Consider the following 16,094-nt stretch of genomic DNA (forward strand, 5'->3'; position numbering starts at 1 on the left):
CGTCTCACCACGTCCCGCCCGACCGGCGGGGCACGGAGTAGGACCGGCCCGGGCGGGCCGGCGGCTCCACCCATGAGGAACGGCGTCATATAGCGGGCGCCGCGACGAAAGGAAACCACGTGCTCATTGCACAGCGACCCACGCTCACCGAGGAGGTCGTGGTCGAGGACCGCCGCTCGCGCTTCGTGCTCGAGCCCCTCGAGCCCGGCTTCGGCTACACGCTCGGCAACTCCCTGCGCCGCACACTGCTGTCCTCCATCCCGGGGGCGGCCGTGACCAGCGTCCGCATCGACGGGGTGCCCCATGAGTTCCGCACGATCCCCGGGGTCAAGGAGGATGTCGCCCAGATCATCCTCAACATCAAGGAGATCGTCCTGTCCTCGGAGAATGACGAGCCGGTCGTCATGTACCTGCGCAAGTCCGGTCCGAGCGAGGTCACCGCCGGTGACATCACCCCGCCGGCCGGCGTCGAGATCCACAACCCCGAGCTGGTCATCGCCACTCTCAACGAGAAGGGCAAGCTGGAGATCGAGCTGACGGTCGAGCGCGGCCGCGGCTACGTCTCCGCCAACCAGAACAAGGACCCCAACGCGGAGATCTCCCGCATTCCGGTGGACTCGATCTACTCGCCGGTCAAGAAGGTCTCCTACTCCGTCGAGGCCACCCGTGTGGAGCAGCGCACCGACTTCGACCGTCTCATCGTCGACGTCGAGACCAAGGCCTCCATCACTCCGCGCGACGCCCTGGCCTCCGCCGGCAAGACGCTCGTGGAGCTCTTCGGCCTGGCCCGTGAGCTCAACGTCGAGGCCGAGGGCATCGAGGTCGGCCCCTCGCCGATCGACGAGGCCTTCCAGCAGGACCTCGCCCTCATGATCGACGAGCTCGACCTGCAGGCCCGTTCCTCCAACGCCCTCAAGCGTGAGGGCATCCACACCGTCGGTGAGCTCGTCTCGCGCAGCGAGGCCGACCTGCTCGACATCCGTAACTTCGGTGCCAAGTCCATCTCCGAGATCAAGGACAAGCTGGCCGAGCTGGGGCTCTCCCTCAAGGGCTCCCCGGTCGACTACGTCTCGGACGACGACTACGCCAACCCCACCTTCAGCGACGAGACCCAGGCCTGAGCCGGCTCGTTATTCATCTAGGAGACAACCATGCCTCGCCCCACCAAGGGTCCCCGCCTGGGCGGTAGTGCCCAGCACGAGCGCCACCTGCTCGCCAACCTGGCCACGCAGCTCATCGTCCACGAGTCGATCAAGACCACGGAGGCTCGCGCCCGCCGCCTGCGTCCCTACGTCGAGAAGCTCATCACCAAGGGCAAACGCGGCGACCTGCACGCCCGCCGCACCGTGCTGAAGAAGGTGACGGACAAGTACGCCGTCTACCGCCTCTTCGAGGAACTCGCCCCCCAGTTCGAGGGCCGCGAGGGCGGTTACACCCGCATCATCAAGACCACCCCCCGCAAGGGCGACAACGCCCCCATGGCGGTCATCTCCCTGGTGCTGGAGCCGGTTGCCCGCAAGGAGGTCGTGGACGACGCGATCGCCACCGCCAAGAAGGCCGCTCAGAAGGCCGTCGCCGACGAGGACAAGGCCGCGAAGAAGGCCGACGCCGAGAAGGCCGAGGAGAAGACGGACAAGGCCGACAAGGCCGACAAGGCCGAGTACGCCGGCGCGGTTCGCCTCGAGGAGGGCGCCACCGATGCTCCCGACGACGACCACCTGGTCAAGGGCAACGAGGACTCCATGAAGTACCACGTTCCCGGCTCGCGCTGGTACGACGCCACGGTCGCCGAGGTCTGGTTCGCCAGCGCCGAGGAGGCAGAGGCCGCGGGCTTCGCCCCCGCCGGCGGCGCCGCCGCCCAGAAGGTCGAGAAGTGAGCCAGGGCTGACGCACTGAGTTAGAACTCCAGGGAGGGCCGGACACCTGTTGGTGACCGGCCCTCCCCGTGTTTTGGAGGTGGGGGCGGGGGGCCGTCTCGGGCACGTCAATCGTCGCCCGCGTCCATCTCCTCAATCTGCGTGAGGACCTCCTCGCGTTCCTGGCGGACGTGGGCGGAATCGGTCTCCTCGCCCGCCCACCGGAGGACTGAGGCGTAGGTGCCGAGGGTGTCGGCCAGCCCCTGACTGAAGGCCTCCGGGTACCTGCGGGCCAGACCCCGGTAGAGGTCGACCGCCTCCCGCGCGGTCTCCAGGGCCTCGCCTTGGTGACCGGCCTCCGCCAGACGCTTGGCGAGCCGGTGCAGGCACGGAGCCAGTGCCGGGGCGTGAGTCGCCGGATCGCGCTCGGCCAGCTCGCGGCGGATCGTCGCCGTCTCCCGGATCGCGGCCAGGGCGGCGGAGCGGTGCCCCGTGTCGCCCAGGCACGTGGCGACATTGTGCAGGCAGGCGGCCAGGTCCGACTTGTAGGCGGCGGCATCGATCTGCACCAGGCTGCGGTAGATGGTGACCGCCTCCTGAACGGCGGCCAGTGCCTCCTGCGAGCGGCCTGCCCGATTGAGGTTCAAGGTGAGGATATTGAGCGCCCGAGCGAGGTCGGCGGTATAGGAGGCAGGATTGGCCCGGACCAGGCGCCGGTAGATATCGATGGACTCCCTGGCCGCCGTGAAGGACTCGGGCAGCTGCCTGGCCGTGTACAGGCCGACAGCGAGGATGTACAGGGACTCGGCAAGATCCGGGGTGTAGGTGGTGGGGCTGCTCCTCACCAGGGTGCGCCGGATGCTGACCACCTCACGAGCCGCGGCCAGAGCCCGGTCCAGCCTGTCGGCGTCGCGCAGACAGGCGGCGTGCGCCTGGAGGGCACTGGCCAAGTCGGGCAGATGGGTGTCAGGGGCGCTGTGGGCCAGAGCCCGAGCGATACTGACCGCCTCCTGGGTCGCGGCGAGTGCCTCATGGTGCCTTCCTGCATCGCTCAGGCGCCGGGCCAGTGTCCCCAAGGAGCCGATGACCTCGGGGGAGTAGAGGGCGGGCGCGCTTCGGGCCAGCCCCCGGTAGAGCGCGGCTGCCTCCTCGGCCGCGTTCAGGGCCTCGTCGCGACGCCCGACGGCGGCCCCGCAGACGGCCAGCACCTCCAGCGCACCGGCGAATTCACCGGTGCAGGAACCGGGCTCGTCCTCATCGCGCCTCCGGTAGAGACCGACAGCCTCCCGGGCCTGGTCCAGGGCCTCATCGGCGTACCCGACTGTGCACAGACGCGGCGCCAGACTGCTCAAGGTCGCTGCCAGCTCGGGAACCTGGGTGTCCGGATCGGACTGGGCCAGACGCCGTCGGACGCTGATGGCCTGCTGGGCGGTGACGAAGGCGTCGCTCGGGTGCCCGGACTCGCCCAGACGGCAGGCGAGCGTGGTCAGGGCCTGAGCCAGGCCGGCGTCGTAGGCGGAGGGATTGTCCTGGCTCAGGTTCCGGTAGAGGTCGACGGACTCCTGTGCAGTGGCCAGGGCGTCGCGCAGCTCGCCGGCCGCGCTCAGATCGGCGGCGAGCCGACTCAGCGACCCGGCCAGGCCAGGAGCGTGCGCGTCGTAGTCCTGCTGGGTCAGGTGCCGTCGGATCCGGGCCGTCTCCCGCGAGATGCCGACGCCCTCGCGGATGCGGCGGGCCTTGCGCAGGCGGACGGCCAGGACCGACAGGCCCTCGGCGAAATCGTTCAGGTAGTGATCCGGGTTGACCCGTGCCAGGCCCCGGAGGATCTCACTCGCCTCCCGCGCGGCGTCCAGAGCCTCCCCCCGGCGTCCCGAGTCCGCCAGGCGCTCACTGAGCTCCAGCAGCCGGGTGGCGTGAGCCACGCCCTCAGGGGTGGCATAGGGGGAGAGCGACACGTCTGAAGGCCTCAGGATAGGAAGAACGGTGGTGATGGCACGGTAATCGGCGCTCCCGAGCACCGCGATGGGGAGTCGTCACCGGGGACGCACCCCCGCCGCTGCTCCTTTAGAATCAGCGGTGGGCCGGTATCGGGATCGCAAGGAAGGGAGCCGGTGTGGGCGCGCTGTTCAGCCTGGACCACGTGGGTATCCAGGTTGTCGCCATGGCGGCGACCTTCATCCTGTGCCTGACCCTGGGCGCCGAACGCCACCTGCGCCACAAGGACGCCGGGGTCAAGACGCACGTCCTGGTGGGACTGGGCTCGTGCCTGTTCACCCTCGTGTCCGCCTACGGGTTCGCCCCGATCACCGGCTCCGACGTCTCCGTGGACCCCAGCCGTGTGGCTGCGCAGATCGTCTCCGGCATCGGCTTCCTGGGCGCCGGGGTCATCTTCGTCAACAACGACACCGTTCGCGGCCTGACCACCGCCGCCACCGTCTGGCTCAGTGCCGCCATCGGCATGGCCTGCGGCGCGGGCATGATCCCCCTGGCCGCCACCGCCGTCGCGCTCGACTACGTCGTCGTCCTGCTGCTGGGGCCCCTCACCTCGCGCCTGCAGCGTCGCCGCGGCGAGGTGACGGTGCGCATCGACTACGAGGTCGGCCGCGCCATCATGCCCGAAATCCTCCAGGCCGCCACCGCCTCCGGCTTCACGGCGACCCTGGAGGAGACCGAGATGATCCGCGGCGAGCGCGGGCGCACCATGAACGCCGTCATGCGCTTCCACGGGCAGCGGCCCGCCGCCAACCTCATCGAGTCCCTGTCCGGTCTTGACGGTGTCGACGGTGTCGAGTGCCTTGAGGGCGGCCGGCTCGACTGAATCGGCTGGATGCCGGCGCCTCCTACTCCAGGGCCCGGATGATGGCCTCGACGGTGTTCTTGGCGTCGCCGAAGAGCATCGAGGTGTTCTCCCGGAAGAACAGCGGGTTGTCCACCCCAGCGTAGCCGATGGCCATGGACCGCTTGAAGACAATGACCCGGCTCGCCTCCCACACGCGCAGCACCGGCATGCCCGCGATCGGCGAGCCCGGCTCCTGGGCGGCCGGGTTGACGGTGTCGTTGGCGCCGATGATGAGGACGACGTCGACGTCGTTGAAGGAGTCGTTGATCTCGTCCATCTCCAGGACGATGTCGTAGGGGACCTTCGCCTCGGCCAGCAGCACGTTCATGTGCCCGGGCAGGCGGCCCGCCACCGGGTGGATGCCGAAGGTGACCTCCACTCCCTCCGAGCGCAGCATCTCGGTGAGGGTGGCCACCGGGTACTGGGCCTGAGCGACGGCCATCCCGTAGCCGGGGGTGATGACCACGCGTTGGGCGTTCTGCAGCAGGTGAGCCACCTCGCCGGCGCTGATCTCCTCCACCGAGCCCTCGTGCTGAGGACCACCCGCGGCGGCGCTGGTGGAGTCGGTTCCGTAGCCGCCCAGCAGTACGGAGGTGAAGGAGCGGTTCATGGCCTGGCACATGAGGTAGGACAGATAGGCCCCCGAGGAGCCCACCAGCGCCCCGGTGATGATGAGCAGGTCGTTGTCCACCATGAAGCCGGTGAAGGCGGAGGCCCACCCCGAGTAGGAGTTCATGATCGAGACGACCACCGGCATGTCGCCGCCGCCGATCGCCAGCACCAGGTGAGCGCCCAGGACCAGCGCGATGACGGTCATCACCGTGAGGAAGGCCCAGCCGGCACCGGAGCCGGCCGGCACCACCATGAACCCCACCATGAGGAGCAGGGAGACGATGAGCGACCCGAGGTTGAGCAGGTTGCGGCCCGGTAGCGTCAGCGGGCGCCCCGGTACGCGGCCGGCCAGCTTGAGGGCCGCCAGGACCGAGCCGGTGAAGGTCACCCCACCGACGAACACGCCCAGGAAGACCTCTCCCAGGTGGAAGGCACCCAGCGAGGCGGACAGGGCGTCGGGGGAGACGTAGGAGTTGTATCCCACCAGGACGGCCGCCAGCCCCACCAGGCCGTTGAGCACGGCGATGAGCTGGGGCATCCCGGTCATGGCCACGCGCCTGGCCACCACCAGTCCGATGACCGATCCCAGGGCCAGGCCCATGGCGATGAGAAGCAGGGTGGGCAGCACGCCCCGCGCGGGCCGGCTGCTCAAGACCAGGCCGATGGCGGCGAGCACCGCCACCCCCATGCCGACGGCGCCCGCCACATTGCCGGCCACCGCGGTCTCATGGCGTGACAGGCCGGCTGCGGCCAGGATGAACAGGATCGCGGCGGCGATGTAGGCCAGGACCACCGGGGAGGGCAGTGACGGCGCGGCGGTCAGCGTGTCCGACGACGCAGCCGGCATCAGCACGTGAGTCATCATCTGGTCCTCACCTCAGTCCTTCGTGAACATGGCCAGCATGCGGTGGGTGACCGCGAAGCCGCCGACGATGTTGATCGTTGCCAGGACCACCGCCGCCAGGCTGATGGCGCTGATGACGGGGTGGGGATGGCCCACCTGCGAGATCGCCCCGACCAGGATGATCCCGGAGATCGCGTTGGTCACCGACATGAGCGGTGTGTGCAGGGCGGGGGTCACGTTGGAGATGACGTGGAAGCCCAGGATCACCGAGAGCATGAGCACGATGTAGTGGCTCGTGGCGGCCGGCGGCGTCACCAGGACCAGGGCGGCGGCCACCAGGCTCGCCGCCGCCAGCCCCAGCCACTGCCGGGAGCGGGAGCGCGCCTGCGCCGCTCGGGCCGCCTCCTGGGCGGCTGCGTCGTCGGTAGTCGACTCCGCCGGGCGCCCCGGGGCCGGAGCGGCCGAGACCTGGATCGGGGGCGGGGGCCACAACAGCTCGCCGTCGTGGGTGACCGTGATGGCCCGCACCACCTCGTCGTCCAGGTCCAGGGTGAGGGTCCCGTCCTTGGCCGGGGTGAGGAGGTCCAGTAGGTTGACGATGTTGCGCCCGTAGAGCTGGGAGGCCTGCGAGGGCAGCAGGCCCGCCAGGTCGGTGTGCCCCACGATGGTGACGCCGCTGTCGGTGGTGACCACCTCGCCGGGCAACGTCAGCTCGGTGTTGCCGCCGGTGGCTGCCGCCATATCGATGATGACCGAGCCGGGGCGCATGGCCTCGATCGAGGCCCGGTCCAGGAGCACAGGCGCGCGGCGGCCGGGGATGCTCGCCGTGGTGATGACGATGTCGGACTCGGCTGCCTGCCGGGCGTAGAGCGTGTTGGCCGCGGCCGCCTGGTCGGCACTCATCTCCTTGGCGTAGCCGTCGGATGAGACCTCCTGGGCGTTGGGCAGCGGCACGAACTGCGCCCCCATGGAGCGGACCTGGTCGGCGACCTCGGGGCGCACGTCGGAGCCGCGCACCTGTGCGCCCAGGGAGTAGGCGGTGCCGATCGCGGACAGCCCCGCCACGCCCGCGCCGATGACGTAGACGGTTGCGGGCGGGAACTTGCCCGCAGCGGTCACCTGCCCGCTGAACAGCCTGCCGAAGTGCGAGGCCGCCTCGATGACGGCACGGTAGCCGGCGAGGTTTGCTTGCGATGAGAGCACGTCCAGCGACTGCGCCCGCGAGATCCTCGGGACGACGTCCAGGGCCAGACAGGTGATGCCCCGCTCCCGCAGCGCCTCGAGGAGCTCGGGCCGGCGCGTCGGGTCCAGCCGGCAGATGAGGACCGCGCCCCGGCTCATGAGCGCCAGCTGCTCCTCGGCCGGGGACGAGGCGCTCACCACGACCTCGCAGCCCCAGACCTGGGCGCCACCGGCCGGTTGGGCCCCGGCGGCCTGGTAGGCGTCGTCGTGGAACTGCGCCCGCGCTCCGGCGCCGCGCTCGACCAGCACCTCGTAGCCCAGGCGGATCATCCGCTCCACCGTCTGCGGACTCGCAGCGGCGCGCGGCTGATCCACCGGCTCGCGGGGGACTCCGATACGCATAGTGCCTCCTTGCAGGATACGGGTGCCGTCGCTGGCACTTCACAAGAAACTATCGGCAAGATAGAAGGTTCCGTAGTCCGCGGCAAGGGACTGTTGGTGCCAGTCCAGCGGGAGATGAGGCCGAGAATCGCTGCCGAGGCGGGAGAGCGGCAACGAGACGTAGTCGACGACGGAGGGGGTCAGGGCCGGGCCATGTCCCAGCAACGGGCGCCACCGGTCATGCCGGCCTCGTTGGGGACCACGACGACGTCGTCGCCGGTCTTGGCCAGCTGGGCCGCCGTGATCCGGCGCGAGTTGCCGCCGCCCAGGTAAAGGCGGTCCCACAGGTACATGGGGCGCAGGGCTTCGACGACCCGGCGCACGCGGCGCGACCAGTGGGCGTCGCCCAGGCGTAGGCGCTCGTGCTCACCGATGTAGTCGTCGTAGGTCAGGCCCCAGCGCACCGGCCCCTGAGAGACCTCCACGTGCGGGGCCAGGATGCCGTTGTCGAAGACGGCGTTGCCCAGGCCCGTGCCCAGGGTCACGATCATCTCCAGGCCGCGGCCCGTGACGACGCCGGCCCCGGCGACCTCGGCGTCGTTGAGCACCAGGGAGGGGATGCCCAGGGCCCGCGAGACGCCGGCGCCCATGTCGAAGCGGGCCCAGGCCTCCACCAGCTCGGGCAGCACCTTGGAGCGGGGGCCGTCCTTGGTGATGTAGTGCGGCGTGGCAATGACGACCCCGTGGCGGATCATGCCCGGCATCCCCACCGTCGCCCGGTCCGCGCCCGGCAGCTGGGAGGCCAGCGAGGTAATGGTCTCCACCAGCTTCGTCGGCGGCAGCGGGTAGGGGGTCGGGGTGCGCACGGCGCGGGAGATGATATTGCCCTCGAAGTCCAGCACCGAGGCCTTGATACCGCCGCCGCCGCAGTCCACGGACAGAGTCGTTGTACTCACGGCTGCGAGCCTAGTGGAAGCGCATAGTCCTTTGTGGGAAAGCGGCAAAGGGCCGGGCGGGACAGGAGTCCCCGGCAACCGTCCGCGCCGCTCGTTCCTCGCGGAGCCCCCGCCGTACCCGCAGAGACAGTCGACTGCCTTCGAGCACCTGTCCCGCCCGACCCGCAATGGCCTGCTGCATCATACGAAACCAGTGCGGTTCAATGGGGCCATGCCACGCATCCGCCTCGACCTGGCCTACGACGGCACCTTCTTCTCCGGGTGGGCCGCCCAGCCCGGGCTGCGCACCGTCGAGGGGGTCCTGACCTCCGCCCTGGCCACCGTCCTGCGCGAGCCCGTCCGCCTCACGGTGGCCGGTCGCACCGACGCCGGCGTCCACGCCGCCGCCCAGGTGGTCCACCTCGACGTGAGCTCCCAGGCCTGGGGGGCGCTGCCCGGGCGCTCCGAGCGCAGCCCCGAGACCGCCCTGCTCACCCGGCTCGCGGGCGTCCTGGCGCGCGAGGCGCAGGACAGCCTGCCGCCCACCCCGCGAGGAGCCAGTGACGTCGTCGTCACCGGGGTGCGCATCGTGCCGGAGGCCTTCGACGCCCGCTTCGGCGCACTGACCCGCCGCTACACCTATCGGATCGCCGACGACGCCGCCCCACGCGACCCTGCCCGGCGCGCCACCGTCCTGTGGCTGCCGGGTCGGCTCGACGTCGAGGCCATGGCCGCCTCGGCGGCGCCTCTGCTGGGCGAGCACGACTTCCTGTCCTACTGCAAGCCCCGCGAGGGCGCCACGACCATCCGCACCCTGCGGGCCCTTGACTGGCGCAGGGCCTCCGCCGGGCCGGACGCCGGGCTTGTCACCCTGGGCGTCGTCGCCGATGCCTTCTGCCACTCCATGGTCCGCTCCCTGGTGGGAGCCGGTCTCGCCGTCGGGCAGGGGCGGAAACCCGCCACCTGGCCCGGAGAGGTTCTGGCGGCCCGTACCCGCAACGGCGCCGCCCCCGTCGCCCCGCCGCACGGGCTGACCCTGGAGGAGGTCACCTACCCGGGCGACGACGAGCTCGCCGCCCAGGCCGAGCGCGCCCGCACCACCCGCCGCCTGACCTGCTGACCACCCCGACGATGGCCTGCCGGCAAGCCCGCTGGCAACCCGCCGACGACCTCGCCGATCATTCCGGCGGGCCGCGTGGTGCGATTCACGGAACTGGAAAGCCGCACCTTTTGACCCTCCTGCGGGCAGCCCGGTACTGTTGGCAATCGTCGTGCAGCACGCGTGTGCGTGTCCGCGGTGCCGTCCCACTCGCCCCGGATCGCCTGTGCTCCGACCACTCACCTGACCATGGTGGTCTCGCCGAACCGCGAATGCTTCACCGCGCTTCGGCGTGCCCACTCGCCAAGAGAAACGAAGGCAACGCCCGTGCGCACGTATACACCGAAGCCCGGCGACGTCGAGAAGAGCTGGTACGTCATCGACGCCACCGACGTCGTCCTGGGTCGACTCGCGGCCCAGGCCGCCACCCTGCTCCGTGGGAAGCACAAGCCCCAGTTCGCGCCCAACGAGGACTGCGGCGACTACGTCGTCATCATCAACGCCGACAAGGTGGCCCTCACCAACGGCAAGGCCGACAGGAAGTTCGCCTACCGCCACTCCGGCCACCCGGGCGGCCTGACCGCCGTCTCCTACCGCGACCTGCTGGCCACCCGCCCCGAGCGCGCCGTCGAGAAGGCCGTCAAGGGCATGGTGCCCCACACCAAGCTCGGTCGCGCCCAGCTCAAGAAGCTCAGGGTCTACGCAGGTGCCGAGCACCCGCACGCCTCCCAGAACCCGAAGACGTTCGAGATCACCCAGGTCGCCCAGTAAGCGCTCCAGCGCTCGGCACCCCGCGACAAGCAAAGGACACATCGTGGCTGAGACCACTGTCGACATCGACGCGCTGGACGAGGAGAACGCCCCCTCCAGCTACACCACCGAGACCGAGGAGTCCGCTCCCGGCCGCGGCCAGTCCATCACCGCCCCCGGCTCCGGCCTGGGCCGCCGCAAGGAGGCCGTCGCCCGCGTGCGCCTCGTGCCCGGCACCGGCCAGTGGAAGCTGAACGGCCGCACCCTGGAGGACTACTTCCCCAACAAGCTGCACCAGCAGCTCGTGCGCGCCCCCTTCACCATCCTGGACCTCGAGGGCCGTTTCGACGTCGTCGCCCGCATCAACGGCGGCGGCGTCTCCGGCCAGGCCGGCGCCCTGCGCCTGGGCATCGCCCGCGCCCTCAACGAGATCGACCGTGAGGCCAACCGCGCCACTCTCAAGAAGGCCGGCTTCCTCACCCGCGACTCGCGCATCGTGGAGCGCAAGAAGGCCGGTCTGCACAAGGCCCGCCGCGCCCCCCAGTACTCCAAGCGCTGATCCAGCGCGGTTGCGGCCAGGCTGGCCGGAACCGCCCGCACGCTTTGTACGACGGCGGCCGTCCCCTCATCGGGACGGCCGCCGTCGCCATGTGTCAGGGGCGGCCGCAATCGGCTCTGACTGAGCCGGGCAAGGCCAACCGCGCGGCAGATTGGGCGGCATCTCGGGCAGGACTCGCCGCGGAGGAACCCCTCAAGGACATCAGACCTTGCTCGTGCCTCGGCCGTCATCTCCCCACGTCGGGGCGCCCATGGCAGGATGGTGCTGTTTCGTCACCCCTCAGGAGGAATTCCATGGCTCGTCTCTTCGGAACCGACGGCGTACGCGGCCTGGCCAACGACCTGCTCACGCCCACCCTGGCCGTACAGCTCGGTGAGGCCGCGGCCCGTGTTCTGACCAAGGACTCGAACGCCACCCGGCGCTCGCGCAGCATCCGCCCCCGCGCCATCGTGGGCCGCGACACCCGCGCCTCCGGAGAGTTCCTCGACCACGCCATCAGCGCGGGCCTGGCCTCCTCCGGGATCGACGTCACCCGTGTGGGCGTCCTGCCCACCCCTGCGATCGCACACCTGACGGCCACCCAGGACATCGAGCTGGGCGTCATGATCTCCGCCTCCCACAACCCCTTCCCCGACAACGGCATCAAGTTCATCGCCCGCGGTGGCTATAAGCTCGCCGACGCCGTCGAGGACGAGATCGAGGCCCTCCTGGGCAAGGTCAGTGACCGGCCCACCGGATCCGACGTCGGCCGCGTCATCAAGGGCGAGACCGTCGCCGACCAGAACTACATCAACCACCTCGTCGACTCCGCCGCCACCGACCTGTCCGGGCTGCGCATCGTCGTCGACGCCTCCAACGGCGCCGCCTCCGTCGTCGGGCCGGCCGCGCTGCGCGCCTCCGGCGCCGAGGTCATCGTCATCAACGCCTCCCCGGACGGCCTCAACATCAACGACAACTGCGGCTCCACCCACCCCGAGCAGCTGCAGAACTACGTCAGGGCCGTCGGCGCGGACATGGGAGTGGCCTACGACGGCGACGCCGACCGCTGCCTGGCCGTGGACGCCGACGGCCAGCTTGTCGACGGCGACCAGATCATGGGCATGCTCGCCATCGGTATGAAAGCCGACGGCACCCTCGGCTCCGACACGCTCGTCGTCACCGTCATGAGCAACCTCGGACTCATCCTGGCCATGCGCGAGCACGGCATCCGCACCGTTCAGACCGGTGTGGGCGACCGCTACGTGCTCGAGCGGATGCTCCAGGGCGGCTACACCCTGGGGGGCGAGCAGTCCGGGCACGTCATCGACACCCTCCACGCCACCACCGGTGACGGCGTGCTCACCTCCCTGCGTGTGGCCGCGCGCGTCAAGCGCACCGGCAAGACGCTGGCCGAGCTCGCCAGCGTCGTGACCCGTCTGCCCCAGACACTCATCAACGTCAAGAACGTCGACAAGGCGGCGGCCAGCACCAACCAGTCCGTTCAGGACGCCGTCGCCTCCGCGGAGAAGGAGCTGGGGGACACCGGCCGCGTCCTGCTGCGCCAGTCGGGCACCGAGCCGCTCGTGCGCGTCATGGTCGAGGCCGCCACCCAGGAGGAGGCCGACCGCGTGGCCCGCTCCCTGGCGGACACCGTCAAGAACAACCTCGGCCTGTGACCTGACGGCAGGTTCCTCCCGGGGCCGGTCGCGGACGCAGCCACCAGCGCGGTGGCCGGTGCCGCGGCCGGTCCCTGGTCGTGTGGGGCCATCGGCTCCAACGGATCGGCGCGATGAGGGAGGATATGCCTGTGACGCCCTCGTACCCCCTGGCCCTCCTCACGGCTCCGCCGACCTGGTGCGGCCAGGTCCTGAGCGGGCGGACCCTTGACCTGCTGTCCGCGCTCGCCGGCAGCCAGGAGGCCCGGTTGAGCGACGGCGCCCTCATCGGGGCCCTGTGGCCCGACGACGCCCCGGCCCGGCCGCTGCGGGCCCTGCACGTCGTCGTCTCGCGGGTGCGGGCGGCGGTGGGGGAGGACGTCGTCGAACGTGTCGGCGACGGGTACCGGCTGGCGCTGCCAGCGGCGGATGTTGACGCTCTCGACCTGTCGGACCGGGCGACCCGGGCCCGCGCCTGCGCCGCCGAGGGCCAGTGGGACCAGGTCCTGGACCTCACCGGTGACCTACCTCGGGCGTCTGTTCCCGGGCAGACCGATGTCGTCGGAGCAGAAGCCTCTCCTTTCGCACAACTGCGAGAGCGCGCCGCCGCCCACGCCGAGGCGGCCCGACGAGACCGGGCCCTCGCCCTGGAGGCCACCGGCGAGCACGAGCAGGCCGCGGAGCTGCTGCGCGAGGCCGCCCAGCGAGACGCTGGAGACGAGACCGTCCTGGCCGCCCTCATGCGAGCCGAGTCCTGGGCCCGCTCACCCGCCGCCGCCCTGGAGATCTACGAGCAGCACCGCCGCCGGCTGCGCGAGCTGGGAGCCGTGCCGGGCCCGGCCCTGCGCGCCGCCCACGAGGCCGTCCTGGCCGCCGAGAGCCCCGTGAGCCGCGGCCTGGAGCCCGCACCCGAGCACTTCCTGGGACGGAAGACGGATGTGGCCGGTGTCCTCAAGGCCCTGAGCAGCCATCAGCTGGTGACGCTCACCGGGCCCGGCGGGGTCGGCAAGACGACCCTGGCGCAGGTGGTGGCGGCTCGCAGCCGCCGCCCCGCCGTCTACGTCGCCTCCCTCGCCGAGGTCCCACCCGGCGCCGATCTGGTCAGGGTCCTCCTCGACGCCGTCGGGAACCCCGGGGCGGCCAACGGCGACCCGCGCCGGTCCCTGGCCGCGGCCCTCGCCCTGCCGGGGACCGTCCTCGTCATCGACAACTGCGAGCACCTGGCCGACGAGGTCGCCGACCTCATCGGACCGCTGCTGGCCACCTGTCCGGACCTGCACATCCTGGCGACCTCGCGCCGCCCTCTCGACCTGGGTGCGGAGCATGTCCACCGCCTCGAGCCGCTCGACGCCGCCTCAGCGGCACAGCTCTTCCGCGCCCGCGCTCTGACAGCCCGCCCCGACCAGGTCATTGATGACGACGACCTGGACGACCTTCTCTCCCGGTTGGAGGGCATCCCCCTGGCCATTGAGCTGGCCGCCGCGCGCACTCGCAGCCTGTCGGTCGGCCAGATCGCCGAGCGGCTGCCCGGCAGGCCCGAGCTGCTCACCGCGGCCCGCGACGCCCCCGCCCGCCAGCGCACCCTGACAGCGGTCATCGAGTGGTCCTGGAACCTGCTCGGCGCCGCTGAGCGCCGGGCCATGGCGCGTGTGGCGCTGCTCCCAGACGGATTCACCCTCGCCGCCGCGGAGGCGCTCACCGGTGCCGACGCCGCCGAGCTCCTCGACGCCCTGGTCTCCCACTCCCTGCTCGTGGTGCGCGACCGCGGCCTGCCCCGCTTCCATATGCTCGTCACCGTCCGCGACTTCTCCCTGGAGCAGCTGGCCGCCTCCGGTGACGGGACGGCGGCCCGGGCGGCCCTGCACGAGTGGGTGGTGGACCTGTGCTCCCAGATCCACTTCCCCATCAACGCCGGCGACTTCGGCGACGCCGGCCACCCTCAGGCTCCCCGGCACAACCGCGTCTTCCAGCAGGTCGCCCACGACGAGGCCGTCATCCTCCAGGAGCTCGACCGGCTCCTGGCACAGGCCGAGAGCCAGGACGCGGACCCCCTGCCTGCGGACCTGCGTGACGCGATCTGCCTCATCGGTGCCGCGCTCATGCGCCTGTGGAGCGTCACCTGGAGCTATGAGCGCATCGCGGACTACGGCTCGCGCCTCATCGGCCCTGCCACCCAGCCGGCCGGGACCCTGCGCGGCAATGAGGCGGGGATGAGCGTCCTGGCCCTGTGCGTCACCCTGTTCGGGCTCCTGAGCCACATGCCCACCCGGGTCCGCTCCCTGCTACCTGCCTCCTTCGACGGCGAGGGGCCGTTCTCCCGGGTCAGGCGCTTCCTGCGTGCCGGTGACGAGCAGTGGGCCGAGCTGGCGGGCGACGCCGACCCCTGGGTCGCCTGGGCGGCGACCCGCTGCCTGGCCGCCCAGCAGGAGGACGACGGAGACCCTCATGCCTCCCTGGAGACCATCGAGACCCTCCTGGAGCGACTCCACGGCACCGAACTGGCCGGTATCAACCTGCTCGAGCTGCACCTCCATCGGCTGCAGGTGCTCATGTCCCTGGGACGGTACAGCCAGGTCGTCGACGCCTGCACGCGCGCTCAGGTGCTCCTGGACCGGGTCCTGCCCAGCTGGGGCGAGTTCTTCCGCATGACGCTGCGGCTGGAGGGAGCCTACTGCGCGGTCTACCTCGATCCCCGTCCGGAGACCGCCGTCAATCTCCTGGAGACCCTGGAGCCCGTTGACCTGCCGGGAACCATGCGCTTCATCGCCCGCTCCGTGCGCGGCGAGCTGGAGCTCACCCGTGGGCGTGTGCGCGCCGCCGCCCTCACACAGCGCGTGAGCCTGCGCTACGCCGGGCACTGGCGCTCCATCCTGGGGGCGGGATCCCAGTGGGAGCTCTACATCCTGAGCATGTGCCTGGTCACCGACGTCGAGCTCAGCGCGGATGACGCCGTCGAGCTCGACGCCGGGGCCATCCGCGCCCGGGCCGTGCCCCTGCTGCGCGATACCCTCTCCGATCCTGCTGCGCGGCAGGGCGCTGCTCCGCGGCAGCGCGATATCCCCACCATCATGGCCTTCGCCGCGGCCGTCGGCCTGTCCACCATGGCCGCCGCACCGACGGGCTCTGACCGGCGGGCAGCGGGCGCCGAGCTGGTCGCCACCGCCCTGGCCGTGGGGACCAACCAGACCTGCCGACTGCTCTCCCACGACTACCTGCGCACCCGCACCGAGCAGCTCGACGCCCAGGCGCTGGCGACGGCCGAGGGACGCATCCGGTCCCTGAGCCGCCTCCAGCTGGTCGCGCACGCGGCCGGCCTCGCCCGCCGTCTGGCGAGCGAGGCCGGTTGGAACCGCTGACCGGCAGGTCGATCAACCGCTGCGTCAGAGGCCCGATCGACCGTGTG

General features: G+C 71.0%; 12 protein-coding genes. 8 read left to right on the forward strand and 4 right to left on the reverse strand.

Translation table 11 applies throughout. The features are described 5' to 3' along the window. The first annotated feature begins 119 nt into the window (after window positions 1-119). Window positions 120-1,121, forward strand: a complete 1,002-nt coding sequence (locus tag BQ8008_RS01200; RefSeq protein ID WP_108832445.1) for a DNA-directed RNA polymerase subunit alpha — start codon at window positions 120-122, stop codon at window positions 1,119-1,121. A gap of 30 nt (window positions 1,122-1,151) precedes the next feature. Next, window positions 1,152-1,877, forward strand: a complete 726-nt coding sequence (rplQ, locus tag BQ8008_RS01205) for a 50S ribosomal protein L17, sunset domain variant (RefSeq protein WP_108832446.1) — start codon at window positions 1,152-1,154, stop codon at window positions 1,875-1,877. Between the two features lie 107 nt (window positions 1,878-1,984). Here rplQ and BQ8008_RS01210 read toward each other — a convergent pair whose 3' ends face one another. Beyond that, window positions 1,985-3,811, reverse strand: a complete 1,827-nt coding sequence (locus BQ8008_RS01210) for a tetratricopeptide repeat protein (protein ID WP_108832447.1) — start codon at window positions 3,809-3,811, stop codon at window positions 1,985-1,987. A gap of 158 nt (window positions 3,812-3,969) precedes the next feature. Between BQ8008_RS01210 and BQ8008_RS01215 the strand changes: the two genes are divergently transcribed. Further along, the gene (locus BQ8008_RS01215; RefSeq protein WP_108832448.1) at window positions 3,970-4,674 is read left to right on the forward strand and encodes an MgtC/SapB family protein; all 705 of its coding nucleotides are present in this window, start codon (window positions 3,970-3,972) and stop codon (window positions 4,672-4,674) included. Window positions 4,675-4,696: 22 nt separating this feature from the next. On the opposite strand, the gene BQ8008_RS01220 is transcribed toward BQ8008_RS01215, so the two are convergent. The 3 genes from BQ8008_RS01220 to BQ8008_RS01230 all read right to left on the reverse strand — a co-directional run bounded on the left by BQ8008_RS01220 (window position 4,697) and on the right by BQ8008_RS01230 (window position 8,670). Next, window positions 4,697-6,172 (reverse strand): NAD(P)(+) transhydrogenase (Re/Si-specific) subunit beta, encoded by a 1,476-nt coding sequence (locus BQ8008_RS01220; RefSeq protein WP_108832449.1) that lies wholly within the window; start codon window positions 6,170-6,172, stop codon window positions 4,697-4,699. A 12-nt stretch (window positions 6,173-6,184) separates the two neighbouring features. Then, window positions 6,185-7,735: a Re/Si-specific NAD(P)(+) transhydrogenase subunit alpha gene (locus BQ8008_RS01225; protein WP_108832450.1), complete on the reverse strand. Its 1,551-nt coding sequence runs from the start codon at window positions 7,733-7,735 to the stop codon at window positions 6,185-6,187. Between the two features lie 179 nt (window positions 7,736-7,914). Continuing rightward, complete coding sequence (locus BQ8008_RS01230) at window positions 7,915-8,670, reverse strand: ROK family protein (protein ID WP_108832451.1); 756 nt, start codon at window positions 8,668-8,670, stop codon at window positions 7,915-7,917. Window positions 8,671-8,881: 211 nt separating this feature from the next. Between BQ8008_RS01230 and truA the strand changes: the two genes are divergently transcribed. The 5 genes from truA (at window position 8,882) to BQ8008_RS01255 (ending at window position 16,047) form a co-directional block, all read left to right on the forward strand. Further along, window positions 8,882-9,769 carry a tRNA pseudouridine(38-40) synthase TruA gene (truA, locus tag BQ8008_RS01235; RefSeq protein WP_108832452.1) on the forward strand — a complete coding sequence of 296 codons (888 nt, stop codon included), beginning with the start codon at window positions 8,882-8,884 and terminating at the stop codon, window positions 9,767-9,769. 306 nt (window positions 9,770-10,075) lie between these two features. Beyond that, complete coding sequence (gene rplM, locus BQ8008_RS01240) at window positions 10,076-10,519, forward strand: 50S ribosomal protein L13 (RefSeq protein WP_108832453.1); 444 nt, start codon at window positions 10,076-10,078, stop codon at window positions 10,517-10,519. 43 nt (window positions 10,520-10,562) lie between these two features. Next, window positions 10,563-11,057 carry a 30S ribosomal protein S9 gene (rpsI, locus tag BQ8008_RS01245; protein ID WP_108832454.1) on the forward strand — a complete coding sequence of 165 codons (495 nt, stop codon included), beginning with the start codon at window positions 10,563-10,565 and terminating at the stop codon, window positions 11,055-11,057. A 293-nt stretch (window positions 11,058-11,350) separates the two neighbouring features. Continuing rightward, window positions 11,351-12,712, forward strand: a complete 1,362-nt coding sequence (gene glmM / locus BQ8008_RS01250) for a phosphoglucosamine mutase (protein WP_108832455.1) — start codon at window positions 11,351-11,353, stop codon at window positions 12,710-12,712. A 125-nt stretch (window positions 12,713-12,837) separates the two neighbouring features. Further along, window positions 12,838-16,047 carry an ATP-binding protein gene (locus BQ8008_RS01255; RefSeq protein WP_442778209.1) on the forward strand — a complete coding sequence of 1,070 codons (3,210 nt, stop codon included), beginning with the start codon at window positions 12,838-12,840 and terminating at the stop codon, window positions 16,045-16,047. Window positions 16,048-16,094: the final 47 nt, after the last annotated feature.

Source organism: Actinomyces sp. Marseille-P3109 (assembly GCF_900323545.1).
Lineage (GTDB): Bacteria > Actinomycetota > Actinomycetes > Actinomycetales > Actinomycetaceae > Actinomyces.

Excerpts from the sequence above, each read along its gene's own strand:
- rplQ (WP_108832446.1), top strand. The coding sequence starts at position 1,152 with ATGCCTCGCCCCACCAAGGGTCCCCGCCTGGGCGGTAGTGCCCAGCAC.
- BQ8008_RS01220 (WP_108832449.1), bottom strand. The coding sequence starts at position 6,172 with ATGATGACTCACGTGCTGATGCCGGCTGCGTCGTCGGACACGCTGACC.
- BQ8008_RS01225 (WP_108832450.1), bottom strand. The coding sequence starts at position 7,735 with ATGCGTATCGGAGTCCCCCGCGAGCCGGTGGATCAGCCGCGCGCCGCT.
- truA (WP_108832452.1), top strand. The coding sequence starts at position 8,882 with ATGCCACGCATCCGCCTCGACCTGGCCTACGACGGCACCTTCTTCTCC.
- glmM (WP_108832455.1), top strand. The coding sequence starts at position 11,351 with ATGGCTCGTCTCTTCGGAACCGACGGCGTACGCGGCCTGGCCAACGAC.
- BQ8008_RS01255 (WP_442778209.1), top strand. The coding sequence starts at position 12,838 with ATGCCTGTGACGCCCTCGTACCCCCTGGCCCTCCTCACGGCTCCGCCG.